Genomic DNA, 23,430 nt, shown 5'->3' on the forward strand with positions numbered 1-23,430 from the left:
GACGCTAAACAGCCCCTGAACGAAGGTCCACCCATGCCCGTACTCAACCGCATCGCCGCCTTTTCCGACGATATGACCGAATGGCGCAGACATCTGCACCAGCATCCCGAACTGGGCCAGGAGTGCCATGAAACGGCGCGCTATGTGGTTGATCGGTTGAAGGAATTCGGGATCGAGGAGATTCACGAAGGCGTCGCCGTCTCCGGCGTTGTGGCGATCATCGAGGGGCGCGGCACTGGCGCGGGCGCGGGGCGCACCATCGGGTTGCGCGCGGATATGGACGCGCTGCCCATCACCGAGACAACCGGCGCGCCCTGGGCCTCGACCCACCCGGGGCGGATGCACGCCTGCGGCCACGACGGGCACACGACGATGTTGCTTGGGGCCGCGAAATATCTGGCCGAGACGCGCAATTTCGCTGGCCGCGTGGCGCTGATTTTCCAGCCCGCGGAAGAGGTCGGCGGCGGGGCCGAGCTGATGGTCGAAGAGGGCGTGCTCGAGCGTTTCAACATCGACGAGGTCTATGCCATCCACAGCGCACCGGGCACCCCCGTGGGCCAGTTCTACACCACGCCGGGCCCGCTGATGGCGGCGGTGGACACCTTCCACGTGGACATCAAGGGCGAAGGCGGTCACGGGGCCTATCCGCAGGACACGCGCGATCCGATTCCCGCCGCCTTGGCGATCGGTCAAGCGATGAGCACCATCGTCAGCCGCAACCACCGTGCGCTGGACGATCTGGTGGTGTCCGTGACGATGATCCACGCCGGGTCCGCGGACAATGTGATCCCCGAAGGGGCCTATCTGGGTGGCACGGTGCGGACCTTCGACAAGAGCGTGCAGGCGATGGTGAAGCGCCGGATGGAAGAGATTGTCAAAGGCCACGCCGCCGCCTTCAACGTCGAAGCGGTGCTGCGCTATGAAGAGGGCTATCCGCCGACCGTGAACTCCGAGCGCGAGACGGCTTTCGCCGTGGACGTCGCGCGGGATGTGGCGGCCGAAGGTGTGGTCACGGACGATGTCTCGCCCGAGATGGGCGCCGAGGACTTCGCCTACTTCCTTGAAAAGAAACCCGGATCCTATCTGTTTCTGGGCAACGGCGACACGGCGGGCCTGCACCAGCCCGACTACGATTTCGACGATGCCGCCGCGCCCTATGGCGCGTCCTTCTTCGCGCGGATCGCCGAGCGGGCCTTGCCGGTGGAGGGCAATTAATGGCCCTTGAAGATGCGAAAACGCACGTCGATCTGGCCTTCACGCGGGACGATCTGAAAGGTTGCGCCGCCGAGAACACCTTCGGCGGGGCCACATCCTTTTTACGTCGCAAATATACCAAAGACCTGCGCGGGGTGGACCTCGCGGTGACGGGCGTGCCCTTCGATCAAGCGGTGACAAACCGGCCCGGCACACGGTTCGGGCCCCGCGCGATCCGCGAGGCGAGCACCCTGCAACCCTACGATCCGCCCTATGGCTGGGGCTTCGATCCGCTGGGCGACTTCGCCATCGCGGACTACGGCGATCTGGCGTTTGATTATGCGAACGTCGCAGGCACGCCCGCCGCGATCGAGGGTCATATCGCGGAGATCCTTGCCGCGGATGTGGGCACGGTGGCGCTGGGGGGCGATCATTTTATCACTCTGCCGATCCTCAAGGCCTATGCCGCCAAGCACGGCCCCCTCGGGGTGATCCAGTTCGACGCGCACTCCGACCTCTGGCCCGACGATGACATGGACCGCGTGGATCACGGGACATTCATGTACAAGGCGGTGAAGCTGGGGCTGGTGGATCCGGCGCGGTCGCTGCAGATCGGCATCCGCACCGAATGCGAGGATTACCAAGGTGTTCAATATCTTGACGCGCGAACTTGCCACGAAAAAGGTGCCGCTTGGGTGGCCCATCGCGCGCGTGAGATCGTGGGCGACGGCGCGACCTATGTGACCTTCGATATCGACGGCTTGGACCCGGCCTTCGCGCCGGGCACCGGCACGCCTGTCTGGGGCGGTCTGGCGTCCTGGCAAGCGGCCGCGATCCTGCGCGATATGGCGGGGATCAACATGGTCGGTGGCGACGTGGTTGAGGTGTCGCCGCCCTATGACGCGAGCGGGATCACCGCGGTGGCCGGTGCTCATGTCGCGTTTGAGCTTTGCTGTCTATACCTTTGGAATAAAAGAAACAAATGACGTCGGGCGCGGAGGTGTTGCGACGTGGCAGCGCGTCGCATCGGGGCCCGGGAGCCGGATGGGTTAATCTGAATGTAATGGTTGAGGTTGGGTGCGTAACATGCTGGAATACTTGATATATATTGCCGTCGGCCTGCTAGTGGCCGTGTTGGCCCTTGCGCTTTATGTGCGTTTGGCCCCCCTGAGGGCCGAAGCCTGGCACGCGGATACGCCGCCGATCCTGAAACCGGGCACCTATCCCGGCGCGGGGAGCCACGTGGTCGAGCGGCGGATCGATGGCGACGGGCGCGCCACGTTGGAGCAACTTGACCGGATCATCCGCGCCACACCGCGCACGCGAGCGGTCGCGGGCTCGACTGAGGCGGGGAAGATCACCTATGTGACGCGCAGCGCGGTGATGGGGTTTCCCGACTACACCACCGTCACCCTGGCCCGTGCGCCGGATGAGGCGACCGTCGCCTTGCAGATTTATGGCCGGTTGCGTTTCGGCCGCTCTGACCTTGGGGTGAACCGCAAACGGATCGAAGGCTGGCTGGCGCAGCTTGACGCGGCCGGCTGAGCGGATAGACCGAAGCCCATGATACCCAGCGAACGCCTTCTGCAGATCACCGAACGGTTCGAATACCTTGAAGCCCGCATGGGCGAGGGGCTGTGCGGGGACGAGTTCGTCCGGGTCAGCCGCGAATACGCCGATCTGCGCCCGGTGGTTGAGGTGGTGCGCGCCTATCAGGCGCTCGTCGCCGAGATCGAAGAGGCCGAGGCGATGCTCTCGGATCCGGAAATGCGCGAACTGGCCGAGATGGAACTGCCAGAGCTGCGCGAGAGGCTGCCCGAGGCGGAGCAGGCGGTGAAGCTTGCCCTGATCCCGCGCGACGCCGCCGACAGCAAGCCCGCGCTGCTCGAGATTCGCCCTGGCACCGGCGGCGATGAGGCGGGGCTTTTCGCCGGCGACCTGCTGCGCATGTATCAACGCTACGCCGAAGCTCGGGGCTGGAAGTTCGAGATTTTGGAAGAGAGCCTGTCGGAGCTGGGCGGCGTCAAAGAGGTGACCGCGCGGGTCTCGGGCCAGAATGTCTTTGCGCGTTTGAAATACGAAAGCGGCGTGCACCGGGTGCAACGGGTCCCCGAAACCGAGAGCGGTGGCCGCATCCATACGTCGGCGGCGACCGTGGCGGTGCTGCCCGAAGCCGAGGATGTGGACATCCAGATCAACGCCAACGACATCCGGATCGACACGATGCGAGCCAGCGGCTCTGGCGGGCAGCACGTCAACACCACCGATTCGGCGGTGCGCATCACGCATATTCCCAGCGGCATCGTGGTGACGAGCTCGGAGAAGTCCCAGCACCGCAACCGCGAGATCGCGATGCAGGTGCTCAAGACGCGGCTTTACGATGCGGAACGGCAAAAGCTGCACGATGAGCGGTCGGCGGACCGCGCGTCGCAGGTGGGCTCCGGCGACCGGTCCGAACGGATCCGCACCTATAATTTCCCGCAGGGCCGGATGACCGACCACCGCATTAACCTGACGTTATACAAATTGGATCAGGTTATGCAGGGCGACCTGGATGAGGTGATCGACGCGCTCATTCAGGATGCACAGGCCGCCGCGCTTGCGGAGATGGGCGGGTGACGAAGGACGCCCCCGGCGCGGACGCCCGGACCGGGGCGACAGGGCCGCCCGCGGCGACCGTTCAGGACGTGCTGCGCCACGCTGCGACAGCGATTCCCCAGCGCGATGCGCGCCTGTTGCTGGCGCATGTGCTTGACGTGCCAGCGGACCGGATGACCCTGATTCTGCGGGATGCGGTAAGCGCGCCGCAGCGCGATGCGTTCGACGCTTTGGTGGCGCGGCGCGCAGCGGGGGAACCTGTGTCGCATCTGGTCGGCAGGCGGCAGTTCTATGGCCGCTGGTTCGAAGTGACCGCGCAGGTGCTCGACCCGCGTCCCGAAACGGAAACGCTGATCGAAACCGCGCTGGAGGTGGATTTCACCCGCGTGCTCGATCTGGGCACCGGCTCGGGCTGCATCCTTCTCACGCTGCTGGCGGAACGTCCGGACGCGACGGGGCTTGGGTTGGACCTTTCCGAAGCTGCCGTCGAACTGGCGACCCGCAACGGGGGCGCGCTCGGGGCCCACAAGAGGGCCGCCTTCGCCGTGTCGGACTGGTTCGAGCGGGCCACGGGCCGCTTCGATCTGGTCGTCTCGAACCCGCCGTATATCGCCGCCGAGGAGATGCCCGGCCTCGCGGTGGAGCTGAGTTTCGAGCCGCGCATGGCGCTCACCGACGAGGGGGACGGCCTGTCGTGCTACCGCCGGATCGCGGCGGGTGCCGATGCCCATCTGCACCCGGGCGGCTGGCTGATGGTCGAGATCGGGCCCACGCAAGCGCAGGCCGTCGCTGGAATGTTCACCGCTGCGGGGCTGGGAGAGGTCGGGATTCGGCAGGACCTTGATGGGCGGGATCGAGTCGTTCTGGGCCGAAAACCGCTGTAAATCCGCAAAAACGCGCCAAAATCGTGCCGAATCCGCAGAAACCCCTTGCGAAACAGGGCTGCAACGGCTTAGTCAGGGGCATCGGACCCAAGGGCTTGCCCTCGGTGCGATACAGCCAGAACATCGCAGGCACGTTAATCTGAGGCTCACATGAGGTGAGACCGGGCCGCGACAGAAAAGTTAACTGGAACACCCTTTATGAAGTCTTCCCGGTCCCGTTCGCGGAACAAGAACCGCAATAACAATCGCCCATCGGGCGGAAACATCGTCAACCGCGTGTTCGACAGTTCCGGCCCCGAAGGGAAGGTGCGCGGAACGCCGCAGCAGATCATCGAGAAATACAACCAGCTGCACCGGGATGCGGTGCTGTCCGGTGACCGGGTGAACGCCGAGAACTTCGCCCAGCACGCGGAGCACTACACGCGGATGCTGGCGGAAGCGCAAAAAGAAATCGACGCCAAGCGCGAAGAGCAGGAAAAACAGAACCGCGACCGTCAGGCGGAGCGGGATCGCGAGCGGGCGGAACGGCTCAAAGCGCAGGAAGACGCGGCCGCTGGCGGGTCCGACAGCCAGAGCGAGCAGGGCGCACAGCCCGACGCGGAGGCCCAGGACACCGGCGGGAGCGATCTGGTCGAAACACCGGAAGACGCCCCCAAAAAGCGCCGCAGCCGCAAGCCCAAGGCGCGCCCGGACCAGTCGAAAGACGACAAACCCAAGTCCGAGAAGCCAAAGGGCGAGAAGAAGGCTGACAAACCCAAGGGTGATAAACCAAAGGGTGATCAGGATGATGCGAAGCCGTCCCGGGATGACAGCGCGCAGGGCGGCGCGGATGGCTCGGACACGGGCAACGGGTCGGCACCGGAAGCTGCGGAATAGCCGCGCAAAGGGTCACCGTAAGACATGTAAAGCCCTCGCACCCTGCGGGGGCTTTTTCATGGGGGCGGGGGCCAGCCCCCGTCGCGCCGAGGCGCGACTCCCCCGGGATATTTGCAATAGCAAAGATGAAGGTCAGGCGGACAGGCTGCGGACGAGGGCGCAGAAGCGTTCGACGTCGATCTGTTCGGCGCGATCCGTGGGCTTGATGTCCGCCGCGCGCAGGTGATCCTCGATGTCCGGCGCCAACCCCTTGAGCGAGGAACGCAACATCTTGCGGCGCTGGTTGAACGCTGTGGCGGTGACGTGCTGCAACATCTTGGCGTCGGCCGGAAACCGGGGCTCTGGCAGGGCGGCGAGGTGGACGACCGCGCTCGACACCTTGGGCGGAGGCGAGAAGGCCTCGGGCGGGAGGTTCAGCACGATCCGCGCCTCGGTCCGCCATTGGGCCAGAATAGCCAGACGTCCGTAGGCCTTGGAGCCCGGTTGCGCCGTGATCCGTTGCGCCACTTCGCGCTGAAACATCAACGTGAGGCTGTCCCAGAAGGGCGGCCAGTCCTTCGGGGTGAGCCAGCGGACAAGAAGCTCGGTCCCGACGTTATAGGGCAGGTTGGCTGCAACACGGATCGGCGGCCTAAGGTGGGCCAGCGGGTCGATGTCGAGCGCGTCCCCCTGCATCACCGTGAGCCGCCCGGGATAGGCGGCTTCGATCTCGGCCAGCGCGGGCAGGCAACGGGCGTCTTTTTCGATGGCCAGCACGTGGCGCGCCCCTTCGGCCAGCAGACCGCGCGTCAAACCGCCGGGCCCGGGGCCGATCTCGAGCACGTCGTGATCCTCGTTCCGGCCCGACAGCCGCGCGATCTTGGCCGTCAGGTTCAGGTCGAGCAGGAAGTTCTGCCCCAGCGACTTTTTCGCCGCAAGCGCGTGGGTCTCGATGACCTGCCGCAACGGGGGAAGGGTGTCGATGCTCATAAGTGGGTCCCTTGTTTCATCTGACCAGATAAACTCCCCCCGGAGGGTCGGTCAGCCCTGTGCCCGTGCGGTGGCCATTTGCGCCGCCATGCGCAGCGCGGCGATCATCGAGGTGGCGTCGGCCCGTCCGGTGCCGGCGATGTCGAAGGCGGTGCCGTGGTCGGGCGAGGTGCGCACGAAGGGCAGGCCAAAGGTGACGTTCACGCCGCCGGAGAAATCGAGCGTCTTGATCGGGATCAGCGCCTGATCGTGATACATGCAGATCGCCGCGTCGTATTGCGCGCGGGCGGCGGGGTGGAACATCGTGTCCGCCGAGAGCGGGCCCGCGATGGAAAGACCTTCGGCACGCAGGGCGGCCAGCGTGGGTATGATCAGGTCGAGTTCTTCCTGCCCGATCTTGCCGCCTTCGCCCGCGTGGGGGTTCAGCCCCGCCACCGCAAGGCGTGGCGCGGGGATGCCGAAATCGCGGATCAGGGCGGCGTGGGTGATCAGGATCGTGTCGGTGAGGGTCGCCGCGGTGAGCTGTTCGGGCACCTGCGCCAGCGGGATATGGATCGTCGCGGGCACCACACGCAACATCTCGCAGGCGAGCATCATCACCACACTGTCGCGCCCGGCCAATGCGGCGAGGTATTCGGTATGGCCCGGATAGGCGAAGCCCGCGCCGTCGATCAATGCCTGCTTGTGGATCGGTGCGGTGCAGAGCGCCGAACAGGCGCCCGATTGCACCAGTGACACCGCATCCTTGATGGCATCGATGACGCCCTGCGCGTGGCGCGGGTCCGGCGTGCCGGGCACCCGAGGCGGGCCGAAGTCCCGTTCCAGCACCGGAAAGGCGGGCGCGGTCGCGGCGTCCGCGATGTCGGCCACGCCGACCCAATCGGTCCCCTGTGGCAGATGGCGCGGATCGCCGATCCAGACCATCGGCACCTCGCCCCGCAGCGTCTGCCACGCGGCGAGTGCGATTTCCGGACCGATGCCCGCAGGTTCACCGCAGCTTATGGCGATGGGTCGCATGGCGCTCACGGGGTGCGGATGGTCGCCGCTGCGCGCAGGTCTGCAAGCAGGGCGCTGGCATAGGTTTCAAGCCGCTGGCCGGTGAGCTGGGTGCGGATCGTGTCACGGTCCGGACCGTCGCCCAGGGTCGGTGTGCGGCTGCACATCATCAGGAACACCAGCGTGTTTCCGTTGGCGCGGGTCAGGGCATAGGACGTCTCGCCCGGGTCGAGCTTGGCAAGCTCAAGGGCCACGTCCTGCGGGATTTGCGCGGGCGGCAGCGTGTCGCGCTGGAGCTGTTCCGCAGGCAGGCCGCGCGCCACGCCGTAAAGGTCGTCGCAGGTGTCGACACGGGCGTCGATCTGGGCTGCTTCGCGCAGGGCGCGTTCACTCAGCCCGCCGTCGATGTAGAAGGCCGCGTATTCGATGGCGGCGGGTTCCGGCGCGGGGCGGGGCACTTCGCGCACGCCGCGCATCTGGAACAGCGCCACACCGTTGGTGATCGGGATCGGGGCGGTGACCTCACCCGGGGCAAGATCAAGGATCACGCCGCGCAGGCCCGCCGGGTAATTGGTGATCGGCAGCCAGTCGAGGCGGCCGCCCTGCGCGCGGGAGGGCAGCGCGGAAACACGGCGCGCCTCGGCCTCGAAGGTCGCGGTCGAGGTGGTCTGCGCGATGCGGTTTGCCGTGGCGATGGCCTGCTGCGCCTGAGGCGGTGGGGCGGGGATGATGATCTCGGACAAGAGCACTTCGATCGCCGAAGACCCGCCGGACTGCCCCAGCGCGCGGTCGATGTCGGATTCGCTCACCCGTGCCCGGTCGGCATAGCGCGAGCGGATGAAATCGCGCCAGCTGACGTTGACGCGCACGAAATCGCGGAACGTCTCTTCCGAGACGCCACCCTGTGCCAGAACGGTCAGGAACTGGTCAAGCTGAAGATCCGCGCGGCCTGCGAACTCTTCCATGGCGGTGCGCAGGCTGTCGTCGGACAACCGCAGGCCGGCCCGGTCGAGGGCTTGCAGCTTCAGGCGATCCTCGATCAGTTGTTCGCGGGCCAGCTCGGACAGGTTGCCCGGGGTGCGGAAGGCGCGCAGCAAAGCCTCGCGCTGGGTGATCTCATACTCCGTCACCACGCTGTCGTTGACGATGATCGCAGGGGAGAATTGCGCCACGGCGCCCGTGGGAAGGGCGATGGGGGGCAGGGTCAGGGCCAGCGTTGTGGCGATCGTCGAGATCAGGGCGCGCATGGAAATCCTCATGTGTTGTCGGTCCGCTCGGTTCAGTTCGTGCAGCGGTGGGTCGGGCCGTCGACCGTGCGTCCGGCGCTGAAGCCGTTCAATTCGATCGCAAGCCCGAAGTCCGTGCTTGGGTCCACTGTAGTGGAAGAGGTGAAGCGGCGCGACACCGAAAAATCGACCGTCACGCATTCGTTTTGCCAGCCCACATCAAGGCCCGCGCGGGTCGGGTCCGAGGTGGTGACATCGTAGCGGGCGTCAAAACCGGCCGACCAAGTGTCGTTGAAACGGTAATCCGCGTCGATGGTCCATTCGGACACGGACGAGGGGCGCACCTCGGCCAGATCGGCGGGCAGGAAGATGTAGCTGGTGGCCAGATCGAGCTTGTCGCCGGACCAGAGCGCACGGGTTTCCGATTTCGTCACCCCCAGCCGGTCGTCGAAGATCACCCGACTGTCGAGGCTGAGGCCCGTGGGCGTGCGGATCTGCCCAGCCAACAGCCAGTCGGACAGCGTCTCGCCCAGCCCCGAGGTCGAGGAGAAGACCGGATCGCGTTCGGCCCGGAACAGCCGCCCCACGGTGAGCGTGCTGTCCCAACCCTGCGCCCCCAGCCGCGTCCACGTCAGACCCGCAGCCCCCCGCAACCCGGTCTCCACCGCATCCTCCCCGGCGAAGCGGGACAGGGCATAAAGGTTGGCCTGATCGAACTCGGTGGCGGTGCTGTCCTCGTTGCGGACCGGATCGCCGTCCACTTGCGACCACGCGAGGTTGAGCACCGGTTCCAGCACGTGGCTCGCCCGGGCGGTGCGGCGCAGCATGGGGTAGCGCAGCGTCGCGGCGGTGTAGAGGGTGGTGCGGAAGCTGTCGCCGATCGCACTGTCATCGCGCACGGCGTAGTAGTCCAGTTGCGTGCCAAGGCGGTTTTCCACCACCAGCCCCGCGTCGGTCACATGGGTGCCCCGCCAGTCCGCGCCCACGCCGAAGCGCGCCACATCGCGGCCGTCGACGTCGGTGCCGATGTCGCGGTAATGGCCTTGCAGGTCCGTGGTCAGCGTCAGCGTGCCGCCCCAACGTGTCAGGCGACGTTCGCGGCTGACGTCCAGCAGATAGGGGGGCAGCGTGGCCGAGTCCTCACTGTCGCGCAGGCTGTCGTAATAGGTGAAAGTGGTGCGGCCCAGGTCGCGATCCCGCACCCGGTCCAGCGTGATCTGGCTGTCGAGGCGGTCCTTGTCGGAATAGCCGTATTCCAGAAGATAGGCGTTGTCCGAGGCGGCTTCGATGTCGAAGCGCAGCTTGATGTCATGGCCGAGATCGAAAATACCGTCCGCGAAGATATAGCCGCGCGCGTCGGCAATCAGGTCGTCTTGGGTGACGGCCGCCTCAACCCGCAGGTCGCCGTTGGCGTAAGCCTGCCGGTAGCGCCCTTCGAGCGTCGTCGTCACCGAGGACAGATAGGGCGTGAGCGTCAGGTCGCGGTGATCGCCCAGCTTGATGAAATAGGGCAGCTTGATGCCGATCCCCAGCGCATCGGTTGAGCTGACGCGCGGGATCAACAGCCCGGTCGCGCGGGCAAGGGTCGGGTCGGGCAGGCGCATGCGGGGGATGTAGAAGATCGGCAGGCCGGCCACGCGGAAGCTGGCGTCATCGAAATAAAGCTGCCGCTCGGCTTCGTCATGGATCACCCTGCGGGCGCGGATTTCCCACAGCGGGGCATCGCCCTCGGCGCAGATGTGGCAGGACGTGGCGGCGACCTGATAAAGCTGGGTGTAGCGCCCGTCGACCCGGTCGATCTGGTTAGCGGCCAGTTGCAATTGTTGATCCAGCACCAGCCGCGCCCCGCGCAAAAGCCCGTTGCGCAACTGCGGATCAAGCGAGGCCGCGTCGGCGGTGAAAAGCGTGCCATCCGCGCCTTCGATAAAGATCGGCCCCTCGATGCTGAGCCGGTCCGCGCTCGCGTCAAAGGTGATACGCCCGGCGGTCAGGCGGGTGCCCTCGAAGAACACCTCGACGTTGCCCTCGGCCACCAGCGATTGCCCGCCCGCCGGCACGAAAACGCGGTCGGCGACCAGACTGGCTGCCGCCTGCGCCAATGCCGGGGCGGGGACCAGCACCAAAGCGAGCACGGGCAACACCCACAGGGCAAGCGCCGAAAGAAACCGCATCAGCCATCCTCCAGATGCAACAGCAGGCCAAGGGCGGCACCGATGGCCGCCACGGGCGGGCCCCAGGCGGCAAGCACCGGCGGGATCTGCCCGTTCTCGCCCAGAATCTGCGCGAAATTGCGCAGGAAGAACAGGGCAAAACAGATCAGGATCGCGGTCAGCACCATCACGCCCGTCTTGCCGCCCCGCTGATGCCGCATGGTGAACGCCGAGCCGACCAGCACCATCGCCATCAGGAACGCGGGCAGGGCCAGTTCCATCTGCAGCCAGACCGCGTGCCGCGTGGCGGAGAAGCCCGCAACCTCGAGCCGGTCAATGAAGGCGGGAAGGTCCCAGATCGGGATCGCCGAAGGGTCGCCGAAACTGTCGCGGATTTCATCGGCGGTGAGGGTCGAGGGGATGCGCAGGGTGGGGTGCGTCGTGGCCCAAGCTTCGGCCACGCGCGAGCGGTCCAGCGGCCAGGCCTTTGCTTCTGTCAGGTCCCAGGCCCCGTCGCTCAGCGTGGCGGTCGCGGCCTCGATGCGGCGGGTCGGGCCACCGTCGGGGGTGAAAGTCAGGAAGGTGACATCCTCAAGCCGGGTGCCGTCGAGATTGGTGCGCGCGGCGCGGATCACCGTCTGGCTCAGGTCGTTGCCCTGCCGCAGCCACAGCCCGTTGTCCGAGATCGACAGGATCGACGGCCCGCCCGAGCGCAGGCTCGCCTCTTGCAGCTCAAAGGCTTTCGAGGTGGCGGCGACGATGGGGTTGAAGACGGCCACGGCCAAGGCCCCGATCAGCACGGTCACGAAAAGCGGCGCGACCAGCGCCTTGAGGGCCGAGCGCCCCGCCGCGCGGGTCACGACCATCTCGGACGAGCGCGCGAGCCCGAGGAACATGGCAATCGTCGACAGCACCATGATCAGCGGCAGGATGCGGTAAAGACCGGCGGGCAGGTTCAGAAGACTTAGTTGCAGCAGCGTGCCGAAGGTCGCGTCCGACCCGAAGCGGCGCACCTGTTCGACCAGATCGATCAGCAGCATCAGCGTAAAGAACCCCAGCAGGGTTGCCGCGAAGGTCCAGGCGAAGCGGCGGGCGAAATAGCGGTGCAGGATCACGACGCACCCCCCGGCGCCGGGGGCCGCCGTTTGAGTGCATAAGGATGCGCTGCGATCCACAACAGCGCGTAAGAGATCACCAGCCCGCCCAGCCCCGCAAGATACATGAAGGGCCACAGCGCCGGATCGGACCGCGCCAGATTGGTGCCGGTGGATTCCAGCCCCTTGACCACGACCACCAGAAACACCGCCAGCGCGATGTTGCGCCACAGGCCGAAGCGGCTGAACCCGCCCGCGATCAGCGCGGAAAAGCCGATAAGGCCCGCGACGAAGCCCAGAAAGGCCTCACCAAAACGGTCGTGGCCGCGCACCATGAGCTGGCCTGCGGTCTGATGCACTTCATCGAGAATTTCAGGGGTGGGATCGAACAGCTCCCACGTCATCAGGCTGCTGGCCGAACGGCGCAGGGTGCGATCGCCGTCGATCAGCCCGCCGATGTCATAAACGAAATCCTCGAACCCCGTGGTGGTCAGCCGGTTGCGGCGCCGGTCCAGATCCTGCACCAGCCCGTTGACCATAACCAGTTGCGGCCCCTTGTCGGTCTTGACCAGATAGGCGCGGTCGGCGGTGTAGGTCAGGCTGCGGTCGGGGTCGGTGTTCTCGGAGATGAACAGATCGACCATCTCGCCGGTCTGGGAAATCTCGCGAATGTAGAAGGTCACATCGCCGGTTGGGGTGAGGAACTCTCCGGGCGTGAGGAGCCGCGCGGTGACGTTCTGCGCGATCTCGTCCTGCCTTTCGCGCAGTTGCTGCGTCGCCAGCGGGACAAGGAAATGGGTCAGCACGGACATCATCAGCGCCACGATCAGCCCGAACCAGATCACGGGCTGGGCAAGACGGTAGGGCGAATAGCCCGTGGCCTGCACCACGGTCAGTTCGGATTCCGAGGCCATGCGGTTCGTCACATAGACCGCCGCGACAAAGGCCGACAGCGGCAGCACGATGCGGATCAGGCCCGGCAACGACAAAGAAGTGAGTTCCAGAAACACCCAAGCCGACTGGCCGTCCGCGATCAATTGGTCGAACAGCACGACAGCGCGGTTGATCCAGTAGATCAGGATCAGGATGAGCGAGAAAAACCCGAACAAAACAAGGAGTTGCGACAGCATATAGCGGTCAAATCGAGCCACCGAAGCATTCCCCTGTCCGTGATCCCCAAACCGAAGCTGTTCCTAGCGCATATGCCCGGTCAACCCAAGAGCTGTCTGGTCATCGCCGCGCGGGCAAGCTAGCTATTGCCCAAATTCGAAATGACCAACCCCGGAAGGTGCCCCATGACCGAACTCGCCCCCCTATCCATCACCGAAATCGACCTTGGCACGCTGGCCGAGCGCTCCGGCGCGATTGCGGTCTTCGCCACCGAAGACGGCAAGCTGGATCAGAACGCCCGCAAGGTGAATTCACTGAGCAAGAAAGCGGTGGCCCGCCTCGTCGAAAGCGCGGCCTTCGAGAAGGCGAAAACCGGTGAGGCGGTGACGGTCAGCTATCCCGCAGGACTGGCCGCCGCCAAGGTGATCGTGGTCAAGATGCCGCGCCGCCCCTCGGTCGAGGTAGCGCGCAAGGCCGGCGCCGCGATTGCCAAGGCCCGCGGTGAGGATGACGTTCTGGTGCTGGGCGGCTCGATGGCGCGCATGGCGGATGTGGCCTTTGGCGTGGCGCTGCGCGGTTACGCCTTCACCCCGCACAAGACCGGCGCGCAGGACGCATTGGGCAAGATCGAGTTCATGGTGTCCGCGCCAGACGAGGTGCAGGCCGCTGCGGATGTGCTGATGGCCGTGGCCGAGGGCATCGTCTTCACCCGCGATCTGACCAATGAGCCCGCCAACCACCTGACCACCACCGAATTCGCCAACCGCTTGAAAGAGATGGAAAACATCGGCCTCACGGTTGAGGTTCTGGACGAGGACAAGCTTGAGGACCTCGGCATGGGCTCACTGCTTTGCGTGGGTCTGGGCTCTGCCTCGCCCTCCAAGGTCGTGGTGATGCAGTGGAACGGCGGCGGCGATGAAGCGCCCGTGGCACTGGTCGGCAAGGGCGTTGTTTTCGACACCGGCGGCATCAGCCTCAAGCCTGCGGGCGGCATGGAAGACATGACGATGGACATGGGCGGCGCGGGCGTCGTCTCGGGCGTGATGCGGACGCTGGCCCTGCGCAAGGCCCGCGCCAACGTGGTCGGGCTGGTCGGACTGGTCGAGAACATGCCAAGCGACCGCGCCACGCGCCCCGGGGACGTCGTGACTTCGATGAAGGGCGACACGATCGAGGTGATCAACACCGACGCCGAGGGGCGTTTGGTGCTGGCCGACGTGCTGTGGTATGCGCAAGAGCGGTTCAAACCGTCCGCCGTGGTCGATCTGGCAACGCTGACCGGAGCGGTGATCATCGCGCTGGGGCGCGAGAATGCCGGCGTGTTCTCGAACGACGACGCCCTGTCCAAGGCGTTCTTGAAGGCCGCCGAGACCGAGGGCGAGGGCGCTTGGCGTCTACCGCTGGGCGCGGCCTATGATGCGAAGCTCAAAAGCCGCATCGCCGACATGAAGAACGTGGGCGGCGGGCGTGACGCGGGCAGCATCACGGCGGCGCAGTTCCTGCAGCGCTTCATCAAAGAGGGCACGCCCTGGATGCACCTAGATATCGCAGGTGTGGCCAGCGTGAAGGAAGATACAGTGCTGGCCCCCAAAGGGGCCACCGGCTGGGGTGTCGCGGCGTTGAACCGTTTGATCTCAGACACTTACGAAGCGGAGTAAATCCACCGTGGGCGCTGCGTTCTTCTACCATCTGACCGAGGCAAGCCTTGAGCAGACCCTGCCCATGCTGCTGGAGAAATCCCGCGCGGCGGGCTGGGTGGTGGAAGTGCGCGGCACCGATGCGGGGGCGATGGCGCGGCTGGATCAGGCGCTCTGGTCCGGCCCGCCCGAGAGCTTTCTGCCCCACGGGCTGGCGGGCGGCGATCACGACGCGGACCAGCCGATCCTGCTGACTGCCGGTCAGGCGGCGGCGAACGCGCCCGATTGCGTGATGTCGGTCCACGGCGCCGAGGTGCGCGCGGAGGAAGTGACGGCGGCTGAGCGGGTCTGCGTGCTGTTTGACGGCCACGACGGCGACGCGCTTGCACGGGCGCGGGTGCAGTGGAAGACACTGACCGACGCCGGCGTTTCGGCGCAATACTGGGCGCAGGACGCAGGCCGTTGGGAAAAGAAGGCCGAGAAATAGCGCGGAGTGGCCCGCCGCTAGCGGTTCAGGATCAGCAGGTCGCGGCGGATTTCGATGCTTTCGAACCGGTTGAGATAGGACATCCCCAGCAGCGAGGTGTCCATGTTGCCCGAATTGACACTGGCGCGCACGCGGGTGTCACGGATGTCACCCAAGGTCACAGAATCGAGCCGCACCGGCGCGGTCGCAACCTCGCCATTCGCAGTGAACGCCGTGCCGATATAGGCCAGATTGCGCGGATCAAGGCCAATCCGCTCGGCGTCACGGGTCGAGAGCACGACCTGACTTGCGCCGGTGTCCACAAGGAACTCGACCGGCACGTCGTTGACCTGCAACGTCAGGCGGAAGTGGTTGTCGAAGCCTTTCGGCACCTCGATCCGGCTGTCGGTGATCACCGCCTGTTGCGGCAAAAAGCCCGCACGGACCGTGTCCCAGTTGTCGGCAATCGTATAGGCGCCTACGAAAATCACGCCCCACAGCAGCAGGTTGCGCAATTGGGTGACGTTGACGAAGAGCGACACCAGCAGCGGCAGAAAAACGATGCCCACAAGGGCGAGGATGATGAACTGGGACGGCTCCATGCCCCTCGATATAGGGTTAATTTCCCAAACCGAAAGAGCTGAGACCGTCGAGGACGAATTGCACCGAAAGCGCGGCCAGCAACATGCCCAGCAAGCGGGTGATGATGGTGATCCCGGTCTTGCCCAGCATCCGTTCGATGCGGGTCGAGGCAAGGAACATCACGAAAACCATCGCCATGATCCCCAAAAGCACCCCCATGACCGCCGCATAGCCCACGGTGTTGTCGGTCTGACCCACCAGAAGGATGATGGTGGTGATCGATCCGGGTCCCGCGATCAGCGGAATGGCCAGCGGGAAGACCGAAGGGTCATCCTCGTCCAGATCGTCTTCCTCCGCCCGGTCTTCGCGGCGTTTCTGGCGCCGCTCGAACAGCATGTCGAGCGCGGTCAGGAACAGCAGGATGCCCCCGGCGATGCGGAAGGCGGGCATGGAAATGCCCGCAAATTCAAGGATGTCGCTGCCCGCGAGCGAGAAGACAAACAGGATCGCGATGGAGACGGCGCAGGCGCGGATGCCGATGGCGCGGCGCTTGGCCGGGGACATGCCCGCCGTCAGGGCCACGTAAAGCGGGGCAAGGCCGATGGGGTCGATCACCACGAACAGGGCGACGAAAGCGGTGATGAGGAAAGACGGATCCATTGGGCAAACCCTAGCTCAGGTCGGTGCGGGCGGAAAGGGCGGATGCCTCCGGCGGGGATATTTGCGAAGCAAAGATGGGGCGGGGGTTAGCCCTTCTCTGCCTTGTCGAGCCGCTCAAGCGCGGCCATCCAGAGGCCTTCGGCCTTCTCGAGCGCGTCGCGCACCTCGGCGTATTTGCGGTTCCAGGTTTCCAGCTCACCCTTGCGGGTATCCTCGTACAGCACCGGATCGGCGAGCTTCTGGCTCAGCTTGTCGGCCATCTCGTTGATCTTGTTGACGCGGTCTTCGCATTTGCGCACGTCGGCGCGCATGGCCAGAAGCTGGTCGCGGGTGATTTTCGGCTTTTCCGGCTTGGGTTTGGCGGCGCGGGCCTTGTCCGCCTTGCGCGTGTCCGGCGCGAGCAACATGCGGCGATAGGCCTGCAAGTCATCCTCATAGGGTTTCACGCGCCCGTCCTTCACCAGCCACAGCCGGTCGGCCACGAGGGACAGCAGGTGCATGTCGTGGGACACAAGGATCACCGCGCCGGTGTAGCGGGTGAGCGCTTCAACCAGCGCTTCGCGGCTTTCGATGTCCAGGTGGTTGGTCGGCTCGTCCAGGATCAGCAGGTGCGGCGCGTCGATGGTGGCCAGAAGCAACGACAGACGGGCCTTTTGCCCGCCCGACAGGCGCCCGACCTCAGTCTCGGCCTGATCGGCGCCAAGGCCGAACCCCGCCAGCCGCGCGCGCAGTTTCGCCCCGCCTTCGTGACCCCGCAGCCGGAACAGATGGTCAAGGGGTGTCTCGTCCACGCGCAGCTCATCTACCTGATGTTGCGCGAAAAATCCGATGCGGAGTTTGTTGGAGGCGGTGAACTTCCCGCCCATCTTCTCAAGCCGGCCCGACAGCAGTTTCGACAGGGTGGATTTGCCTTCGCCGTTGCGCCCCAGCAGCGCGATGCGGTCGTCCTGATCGATGCGCAGGTCAAGCTGGCCCAGTACCGGCGTGCCGTCGTAGCCGACGCTGACGCCTTCGGTCGCGATGATCGGTGGCGGCAGCTCTTCGGGCTTGGGAAAGGTGAAGACCGTGCGCGCCGCGTCTTCGGGGGCGCGGATCGTCTCCATCTTTTCCAGCATCTTCACGCGGGATTGCGCCTGCTTCGCCTTCGACGCCTTGGCCTTGAAGCGGTCGACAAAGGCTTGCAGATGGGCGCGCTTGGCGTCCTGTTTCTTGGCCGCCGCGCTGAGGAGGGCGCGTTTCTCGGCCCGCTGGCGCACGAACTGTTCATAGTTGCCGGTGTAATAGGTCAGCGACTTGTCCTCGAGGTGTAGGATGCCGCCGACCGAGCGGTTGAGCAGTTCGCGGTCGTGACTGACGATCAGCACCGTATGCGGATAGCGCACGAGGTAGGATTCCAGCCAGAGCGCGCCTTCAAGGTCGAGGTAGTTCGTCGGTTCGTCCAGCAGCAGCAGGTCCGGTTCGGAGAACAGCACCGCCGCCAGCGCGACGCGCATTCGCCAGCCGCCCGAGAAGGCGGAGCAGGGTTGCAATTGCTCTTCTGCGGTAAAGCCCAGCCCCTTGAGGATCGATGAGGCGCGGGCCTCGGCCGACCAGGCGTCAATGTCCGTCAGGCGGGTCTGGATGTCGGCGATGCGGCCGGGATCGGTGGCGGTCTCCGCTTCGGCCAGCAGGGCCACCCGTTCCGTATCGGCCGCGAGCACCGTATCGATCAAAGAGACCTCATTGCCCGGCACCTCCTGGCTGACGCCGCCGATCTTCCAGCCCTTGGGGATGGAGATGTCGCCGGTGTCGAGCACCATTTCGCCGCGAATGATGCGGAAGAGCGTGGTCTTGCCCGTGCCATTGCGCCCCACAAGCCCGACCTTGTGGCCGGTGGGAATGGTGACCGAGGTGTTTTCCAGAAGGGTGCGCCCTTCGACGGAATAGGTGATATCCTGAATGCGTAACATGAAGGGGCAGTGCCACGGGGGGCAGGCAGGGTCAATCGCCGCTTTGGGGGGCAGCGCTGAGGATCGGTGGGCGCGGATGGTTTCGGGCACGGCGATCAGCAACAGCAAAGCGGCCGCGATGATGAACAACGGCCACGCGGGCACAACCGCTATTGCGCGCAGGGCAGGGCGCAAAGGCGCAGAAGGTGGCTTTTCAACGCCGCACCCCCGTGCTAGCAGGCGCGCAATTCATTCAACCCCTATGAGGTCCCCATGGCTATCCAGCGCACATTCTCGATCATCAAGCCCGACGCCACCAAGCGCAACCTGACCGGCAAGATCATTGCCAAGTTCGAAGAGGCCGGTCTGCGGATCGTCGCCTCCAAGCGCATCCAGCTGACGCTGGCGCAGGCGCAGCAGTTCTACGGTGTGCACAAGGACCGCCCCTTCTTTGACGAGCTGTGCGAGTTCATGATCTCCGAGCCGATCGTCGTGCAGGTTCTCGAAGGCGAAGACGCCATCGCGAAGAACCGCGAAGTCATGGGTGCGACGAACCCTGCCGACGCCGCCGAGGGCACGATCCGCAAGGAATTCGCCCTGTCGATCGGTGAGAACTCGGTCCACGGCTCCGACGCTCCGGAAACCGCAGCAGAAGAGATCGCGTTCTTCTTCTCGGGTCTTGAGCTGGTCGGCTAAGCCGTTTGATCCTGTCAGATTATAGCCCCGTCGGAGTGATCCGGCGGGGCTTTTTCGTGCCGGAGGGGCGATGAGGACGTTTTTGCTGGTCGCGGCAGCCATGGTCGCTTTTGCGGCCAATTCGGTGCTCAATCGTCTGGGCGTGAGCCAATTCGGGATGGACCCGCTGGCCTTCGCGGGCCTGCGTCTTGTGGCGGGGGCCGGTACCTTGCTGGCACTGATGCTGTGGCGCGGCGGCTGGCCCCGGTTCAGCCGCGCCCGGATCGCGGCCGCGCTCGCGTTGCTGATGTATATGGCGCCGTTTTCCATCGCCTATGTGATCCTGCCCGCTGGCGCGGGGGCGCTGATCCTGTTCGGAGCGGTGCAATGCACCATGTTTGCCGGGGCCGCACTGATGGGGCAAAGCACCACGGGCCGGCAATGGGGCGGCATGGTGGTGGCGATGGCAGGGCTCGCGTGGCTCATGTGGCCGCACCCCGGGGCACCCTCGGTCCAACTGGCCAGTGCGCTGGTGATGGGGATTGCGGGCCTGTCCTGGGGTCTGTTTTCGTTGATCGGACGCGGGTCGCGTGATCCCTTGGGGGATATGGCGGTGAGCTTTTTGCTGGTCTTGCCGTTCGCGCTGGGGCTTCTGGGGCTGGCCCCGACGCTGGCAACCCCGTGGGGCGGATATGCCGCGGCCCTGACCAGCGGCGCGGTGATGTCGGGGCTGGGTTATGCGCTTTGGTATCACGTCTTGCCGAGGATACCGGCGACCACGGCAGCGGTCGCGCAGTTGAGCGTGCCGGTGATCGCCGTGCTGGCCGGCGCATTGCTGCTGGACGAGGCGCTGACCTTGGAGGTGCTGGTCACATCGGCGGTCGTGCTGGGCGGGATCGCCGTGGCGGTGGCGGGGCGCTAGCAGTCGCGGCGCACCTCGCGGTCGCGCAGGCCGGTTTCGACCAACATGCAGCGGTTGCGGGCTTCGTAATAGTAGCCGCGCGCATACCATTGCACTGCGCGGTCGATGCTGCCGTTGGAGAGTAGCCAGGCCCCGCGCAGGTAGCGGCCCGCGTAAAGCAGGTTGGTTTCCGCATCCAGAAGGTCACTGGGCGCGCCGGAAAAGCCCATGCCGCGCGCGGTGGCGGGCAGGATCTGCATCAGACCGTAATAGGGGCCATTGCGGGCGCGGGGGCGATAGTCGCTTTCGCGCTGGATCACCGCGTGCAGCAGTTCTTCGGGGATGCCGTGATGGGCGGCGTATTTCCGCACCAGCTTGCGCATCTGCGGCGTCTCACCGGGATTGAGCGGGGCTTGCACCTCAACCGGCGGCGTTGCGACGGGGGCAGGGGCGGCGCAGGCTGCGAGCAGGGGCAGGAGCGGCAAAAGCAGGGCGTAAGGTTTCATGACCGCCGTTTTAAACCCGCCGCGAGTGTCACGCCAGCGCGTGGGTTTGCCCCGCGCGGGTTGCCGCCGATGGGGCGGCGCACGCCTTTGGCAGCCTTCCGTGTCGCTTGCGTCAGCCGCGCGGTATCAAATGCCTGCGAAGTCTTTGAAGACGACAGGCTTCGGCGGTCCGGGGCGCCGTTTGGTGCCATTGGGCGCAGGCCGGGGAGGGCCGGGAATGGGGGTTGGTGTCTGGGTCGGCATGGGGCCGCTCCTTCGCTCTGGTTGCCTCTGACGGTCGGTCCGCCCTGCGGATTGCCTGTTTCATCAGGCTTATATGAAACCTAGAACGTAAAATTTGGTTCCATGAGGGCCGGATTGTGGCGCAATCAGGGCGCAGCGGCGGGAAAGGCAGAAAACCCCTTGAGCTTCCAGTGACTGGAAGGGTTATCTCGGCAATAACTGGAACGAGGAGTCGCGTGATGGCTGAGTCGCAAACAATCACTCTGGCCGTTGAGGGCATGAACTGTGCCTCTTGCGTGGGCCGTGTCGAGAAGGCGTTGAACGGGGCCGAGGGGGTCGCGCAGGCGCGGGTCAATCTGGCCTCGGAAACCGCAACATTCGAGGTTTCGGACACCCACGCAGTCGCGCGGGCGCAAGAGGCATTGGCGCAGGCGGGCTACCCTGCACGCAGCGAACAGGTCACCATGAGCATCGACGCGATGAGCTGCGCGTCCTGCGTGGGCCGGGTTGAAGCGGCGCTGGCAGCGGTGCCCGGCGTGATGAATGTCGCGGTCAATCTGGCGGCCGAGACGGCGACGGTGGATTATCTGCAAGGGGCCACAACGGGCGCCGATCTGGTGCAAGTCAGCACCGACGCGGGCTATCCCGCCACGGTCGCGGGGGCCACGGCACAGGCCGACCGGGTGGACCGCAAGGACGCCGAAGCGCGACAGTTGCGCCGCCGGACGATGCTGGCCGCAGCACTCACGCTGCCGGTCTTCGTGCTTGAAATGGGCGCGCACATGATCCCCGGCTTCCATATGCTGATCGAGCGGACCATCGGGGTGCCGACCACGTGGCTGATCCAGCTTGTGCTGACGACGGTGGTGCTCTTCGGGCCAGGGCGCGCGTTCTTTGCCAAGGGCGTTCCCGCCCTGACGAAGGGTGCGCCGGACATGAACAGCCTTGTGGCGCTGGGCACCGGCGCGGCCTGGGGCTATTCCGTGGTGGCGACCCTGCTGCCGCAGGTCCTGCCCGAAGGCGTGCGCGCGGTCTATTTCGAGGCGGCGGCGGTGATCGTGGTGCTGATCCTGATCGGCCGCTGGCTGGAAGCCCGCGCCAAGGGGCGCACGGGCGCGGCCATTCAGGCGCTGCTGGGGCTGCAGGTCCGCACCGCGCGGGTGATCGCGGACGGGGACACGCGAGAGGTGGACATCGACAGCCTGCAGGTGGGCGATGTGATCCTCGTGCGGCCGGGCGAGCGGGTGCCGGTGGACGGGGAGGTGCTCGACGGCACCAGCAACGTGGACGAAAGCATGATCACCGGTGAGCCTTTGGCGGTCGGCAAGGCGGCCGGAGACGCGGTCACCGGCGGCACGGTAAACGGCACCGGCAGTCTGACATTCCGGGCCACGCGGGTGGGGGCGGACACGACACTGGCGCAGATCATCCGCATGGTGGAAGAGGCGCAGGGCGCGAAACTGCCCATTCAGGGACTCGTGGACCGGGTGACGATGTGGTTCGTCCCCGCGGTTCTGGGACTCGCGCTGCTGACCGTGGCGGTGTGGCTGCTGGTGGGCCCCGATCCGGCATTGACGCTGGCGCTGGTGGCCGGGGTCTCGGTGCTGATCATTGCCTGCCCCTGCGCCATGGGGTTGGCGACGCCGACCTCGATCATGGTGGGCACGGGGCGCGCGGCTGAGATGGGCGTGCTGTTCCGCAAGGGCGATGCGCTGCAACGGCTGAGCGAGGTCGATGTGATCGCCGTGGACAAGACCGGCACCGTCACCGAAGGGCGCCCGACGCTGACGGATTTCGTGACCGCGAACGACTGGACCCGCGCGGCGGCTTTGCCCCTTGTGGCGGCGGTCGAGGCGCAGTCGGAGCATCCGGTGGCCGAGGCCATTGTCAGCACCGCCCGCAGCGAGGCCCTGACCCTGCCCGAGGTGACAGCGTTCCAATCTGTGACGGGCTACGGCGTGCAGGGCAAGGTCGCGGGCCGTACCGTTCTGGTGGGCGCGGACCGCTTCATGGCGCGCGAAGGGATCGACACCACCGTGTTGCAAATGCAGGAGCGCGCTTTGGCGGCCCGGGGGCGGACCGCGCTTTACGCCGCCATCGACGGGCAGATCGCGGCGGTGATCGCCGTGGCCGATCCGGTCAAGACCTCTTCGGCGGCCGTGGTCACTGCGCTTCATGCGCGGGGGATCGAGGTGGCGATGATTACCGGCGACAAACAGGAAACCGCTGATGCCATCGCCCGCGAGGTCGGGATCGATCAGGTCGTGGCGGGCGTCTTGCCCGACGGCAAAGTCGCGGCGCTGGACGAATTGCGGCAGGGCGGGCGAACCGTGGCCTTTGTGGGCGACGGGATCAACGATGCGCCCGCGCTGGCCCATGCGGATGTGGGCATTGCCATCGGCACCGGCACCGACGTGGCCATCGAAAGCGCCGATGTGGTGCTCATGTCGGGGGACCTGCGCGGCGTCGTCAACGCGGTGACGGTGTCGCGGGCCACCCTGCGCAACATCCGCCAGAACCTCGGCTGGGCCTTCGGCTACAACGCCGCGCTGATCCCGGTGGCGGCGGGGGTGCTTTATCCGGTGTTCGGCGTGCTCTTGTCGCCGGTCTTCGCTGCGGGTGCCATGGCGCTGTCGTCGGTCTCGGTCCTGACCAACGCGTTGCGGCTGCGGCGGCTGTCACCGGCCATGGACGAGCGGCGCGAGGTTGGCGCCGCCCGTCCGTTTTCCACCACGCAACCGGCAGAATAGGAGGGG

The 23,430-nt window shown here is 65.9% G+C and carries 21 protein-coding genes; 11 read left to right on the top strand and 10 right to left on the bottom strand.

All coding sequences use genetic code 11. The features are described from left to right. Positions 1 to 33: 33 nt before the first annotated feature. The 6 genes from DC363_RS01065 (at position 34) to DC363_RS01090 (ending at position 5,552) form a co-directional block, all read left to right on the top strand. Positions 34 to 1,215, top strand: coding sequence for a M20 aminoacylase family protein (locus DC363_RS01065; RefSeq protein WP_108639272.1), 1,182 nt, complete (start codon positions 34 to 36; stop codon positions 1,213 to 1,215). After that, positions 1,215 to 2,180 carry an agmatinase gene (gene speB, locus DC363_RS01070; RefSeq protein ID WP_108639273.1) on the top strand — a complete coding sequence of 322 codons (966 nt, stop codon included), beginning with the start codon at positions 1,215 to 1,217 and terminating at the stop codon, positions 2,178 to 2,180. Before DC363_RS01065 ends, speB begins: the two co-directional genes overlap by 1 nt. 100 nt (positions 2,181 to 2,280) lie before the next feature. Beyond that, entirely contained in the window at positions 2,281 to 2,739 is a 459-nt protein-coding gene (locus tag DC363_RS01075) for a DUF1499 domain-containing protein (protein WP_108639274.1), read from the top strand. Between the two features lie 18 nt (positions 2,740 to 2,757). Further along, a complete protein-coding gene (gene prfA / locus DC363_RS01080; protein ID WP_108639275.1) occupies positions 2,758 to 3,813 on the top strand; it encodes a peptide chain release factor 1 in 1,056 nt (351 codons plus the stop codon). Then, a complete protein-coding gene (prmC, locus tag DC363_RS01085; protein ID WP_277871141.1) occupies positions 3,810 to 4,676 on the top strand; it encodes a peptide chain release factor N(5)-glutamine methyltransferase in 867 nt (288 codons plus the stop codon). Before prfA ends, prmC begins: the two co-directional genes overlap by 4 nt. 198 nt (positions 4,677 to 4,874) lie before the next feature. Further along, positions 4,875 to 5,552 (top strand): DUF4167 domain-containing protein, encoded by a 678-nt coding sequence (locus DC363_RS01090; RefSeq protein ID WP_108639276.1) that lies wholly within the window; start codon positions 4,875 to 4,877, stop codon positions 5,550 to 5,552. Positions 5,553 to 5,684: 132 nt separating this feature from the next. Here the strand turns inward: DC363_RS01090 and rsmA are convergent, their stop codons facing one another. Genes rsmA through lptF form a run of 6 tightly spaced genes read right to left on the bottom strand, consistent with a single transcriptional unit; the run spans position 5,685 to position 13,138 of the window. Then, on the bottom strand, positions 5,685 to 6,521 hold the full coding sequence (gene rsmA / locus DC363_RS01095; RefSeq protein WP_108639277.1) for a 16S rRNA (adenine(1518)-N(6)/adenine(1519)-N(6))-dimethyltransferase RsmA: 837 nt from the start codon (positions 6,519 to 6,521) through the stop codon (positions 5,685 to 5,687). Positions 6,522 to 6,572: 51 nt separating this feature from the next. Then, entirely contained in the window at positions 6,573 to 7,538 is a 966-nt protein-coding gene (gene pdxA / locus DC363_RS01100) for a 4-hydroxythreonine-4-phosphate dehydrogenase PdxA (protein ID WP_108639278.1), read from the bottom strand. A gap of 5 nt (positions 7,539 to 7,543) precedes the next feature. Further along, positions 7,544 to 8,764, bottom strand: coding sequence for a peptidylprolyl isomerase (locus tag DC363_RS01105; protein WP_108639279.1), 1,221 nt, complete (start codon positions 8,762 to 8,764; stop codon positions 7,544 to 7,546). A gap of 32 nt (positions 8,765 to 8,796) precedes the next feature. After that, a complete protein-coding gene (locus DC363_RS01110; protein WP_108639280.1) occupies positions 8,797 to 10,914 on the bottom strand; it encodes an LPS-assembly protein LptD in 2,118 nt (705 codons plus the stop codon). Next, positions 10,914 to 12,008 carry an LPS export ABC transporter permease LptG gene (gene lptG, locus DC363_RS01115; RefSeq protein ID WP_108639281.1) on the bottom strand — a complete coding sequence of 365 codons (1,095 nt, stop codon included), beginning with the start codon at positions 12,006 to 12,008 and terminating at the stop codon, positions 10,914 to 10,916. The genes DC363_RS01110 and lptG overlap by 1 nt, the downstream gene beginning before the upstream one ends. Then, positions 12,005 to 13,138, bottom strand: coding sequence for an LPS export ABC transporter permease LptF (gene lptF / locus DC363_RS01120; protein WP_108639282.1), 1,134 nt, complete (start codon positions 13,136 to 13,138; stop codon positions 12,005 to 12,007). Before lptF ends, lptG begins: the two co-directional genes overlap by 4 nt. Positions 13,139 to 13,282: 144 nt before the next feature. On the opposite strand from lptF, the gene DC363_RS01125 reads away from it, so the two are divergent. Both DC363_RS01125 and DC363_RS01130 read left to right on the top strand, forming a co-directional pair. Beyond that, positions 13,283 to 14,755 (top strand): leucyl aminopeptidase, encoded by a 1,473-nt coding sequence (locus DC363_RS01125; RefSeq protein WP_108639283.1) that lies wholly within the window; start codon positions 13,283 to 13,285, stop codon positions 14,753 to 14,755. A gap of 7 nt (positions 14,756 to 14,762) precedes the next feature. After that, positions 14,763 to 15,221: a DNA polymerase III subunit chi gene (locus DC363_RS01130; protein WP_108639284.1), complete on the top strand. Its 459-nt coding sequence runs from the start codon at positions 14,763 to 14,765 to the stop codon at positions 15,219 to 15,221. A 17-nt stretch (positions 15,222 to 15,238) separates the two neighbouring features. On the opposite strand, the gene DC363_RS01135 is transcribed toward DC363_RS01130, so the two are convergent. The 3 genes from DC363_RS01135 to DC363_RS01145 all read right to left on the bottom strand — a co-directional run bounded on the left by DC363_RS01135 (position 15,239) and on the right by DC363_RS01145 (position 18,391). Further along, a complete protein-coding gene (locus DC363_RS01135; protein WP_108639285.1) occupies positions 15,239 to 15,802 on the bottom strand; it encodes a retropepsin-like aspartic protease family protein in 564 nt (187 codons plus the stop codon). A 16-nt stretch (positions 15,803 to 15,818) separates the two neighbouring features. After that, positions 15,819 to 16,442 carry a MarC family protein gene (locus tag DC363_RS01140; protein WP_108639286.1) on the bottom strand — a complete coding sequence of 208 codons (624 nt, stop codon included), beginning with the start codon at positions 16,440 to 16,442 and terminating at the stop codon, positions 15,819 to 15,821. A gap of 86 nt (positions 16,443 to 16,528) precedes the next feature. After that, positions 16,529 to 18,391 (bottom strand): ABC-F family ATP-binding cassette domain-containing protein, encoded by a 1,863-nt coding sequence (locus DC363_RS01145; protein ID WP_108639528.1) that lies wholly within the window; start codon positions 18,389 to 18,391, stop codon positions 16,529 to 16,531. Positions 18,392 to 18,643: 252 nt separating this feature from the next. Between DC363_RS01145 and ndk the strand changes: the two genes are divergently transcribed. Both ndk and DC363_RS01155 read left to right on the top strand, forming a co-directional pair. Then, positions 18,644 to 19,066, top strand: coding sequence for a nucleoside-diphosphate kinase (gene ndk / locus DC363_RS01150; protein WP_108639287.1), 423 nt, complete (start codon positions 18,644 to 18,646; stop codon positions 19,064 to 19,066). A 70-nt stretch (positions 19,067 to 19,136) separates the two neighbouring features. Then, complete coding sequence (locus DC363_RS01155) at positions 19,137 to 19,967, top strand: DMT family transporter (protein ID WP_108639288.1); 831 nt, start codon at positions 19,137 to 19,139, stop codon at positions 19,965 to 19,967. On the opposite strand, the gene DC363_RS01160 is transcribed toward DC363_RS01155, so the two are convergent. Then, positions 19,964 to 20,452, bottom strand: a complete 489-nt coding sequence (locus tag DC363_RS01160) for a lytic transglycosylase domain-containing protein (protein ID WP_108639289.1) — start codon at positions 20,450 to 20,452, stop codon at positions 19,964 to 19,966. The two genes, DC363_RS01155 and DC363_RS01160, sit on opposite strands and share 4 nt — an antisense overlap. 461 nt (positions 20,453 to 20,913) lie before the next feature. On the opposite strand from DC363_RS01160, the gene DC363_RS01165 reads away from it, so the two are divergent. Continuing rightward, on the top strand, positions 20,914 to 23,424 hold the full coding sequence (locus DC363_RS01165; protein ID WP_108639290.1) for a heavy metal translocating P-type ATPase: 2,511 nt from the start codon (positions 20,914 to 20,916) through the stop codon (positions 23,422 to 23,424). The last annotated feature ends 6 nt before the right edge of the window (positions 23,425 to 23,430 follow it).

Origin of the sequence: Thalassorhabdomicrobium marinisediminis, assembly GCF_003072065.1 — a bacterium.
GTDB lineage: Bacteria > Pseudomonadota > Alphaproteobacteria > Rhodobacterales > Rhodobacteraceae > Octadecabacter > Octadecabacter marinisediminis.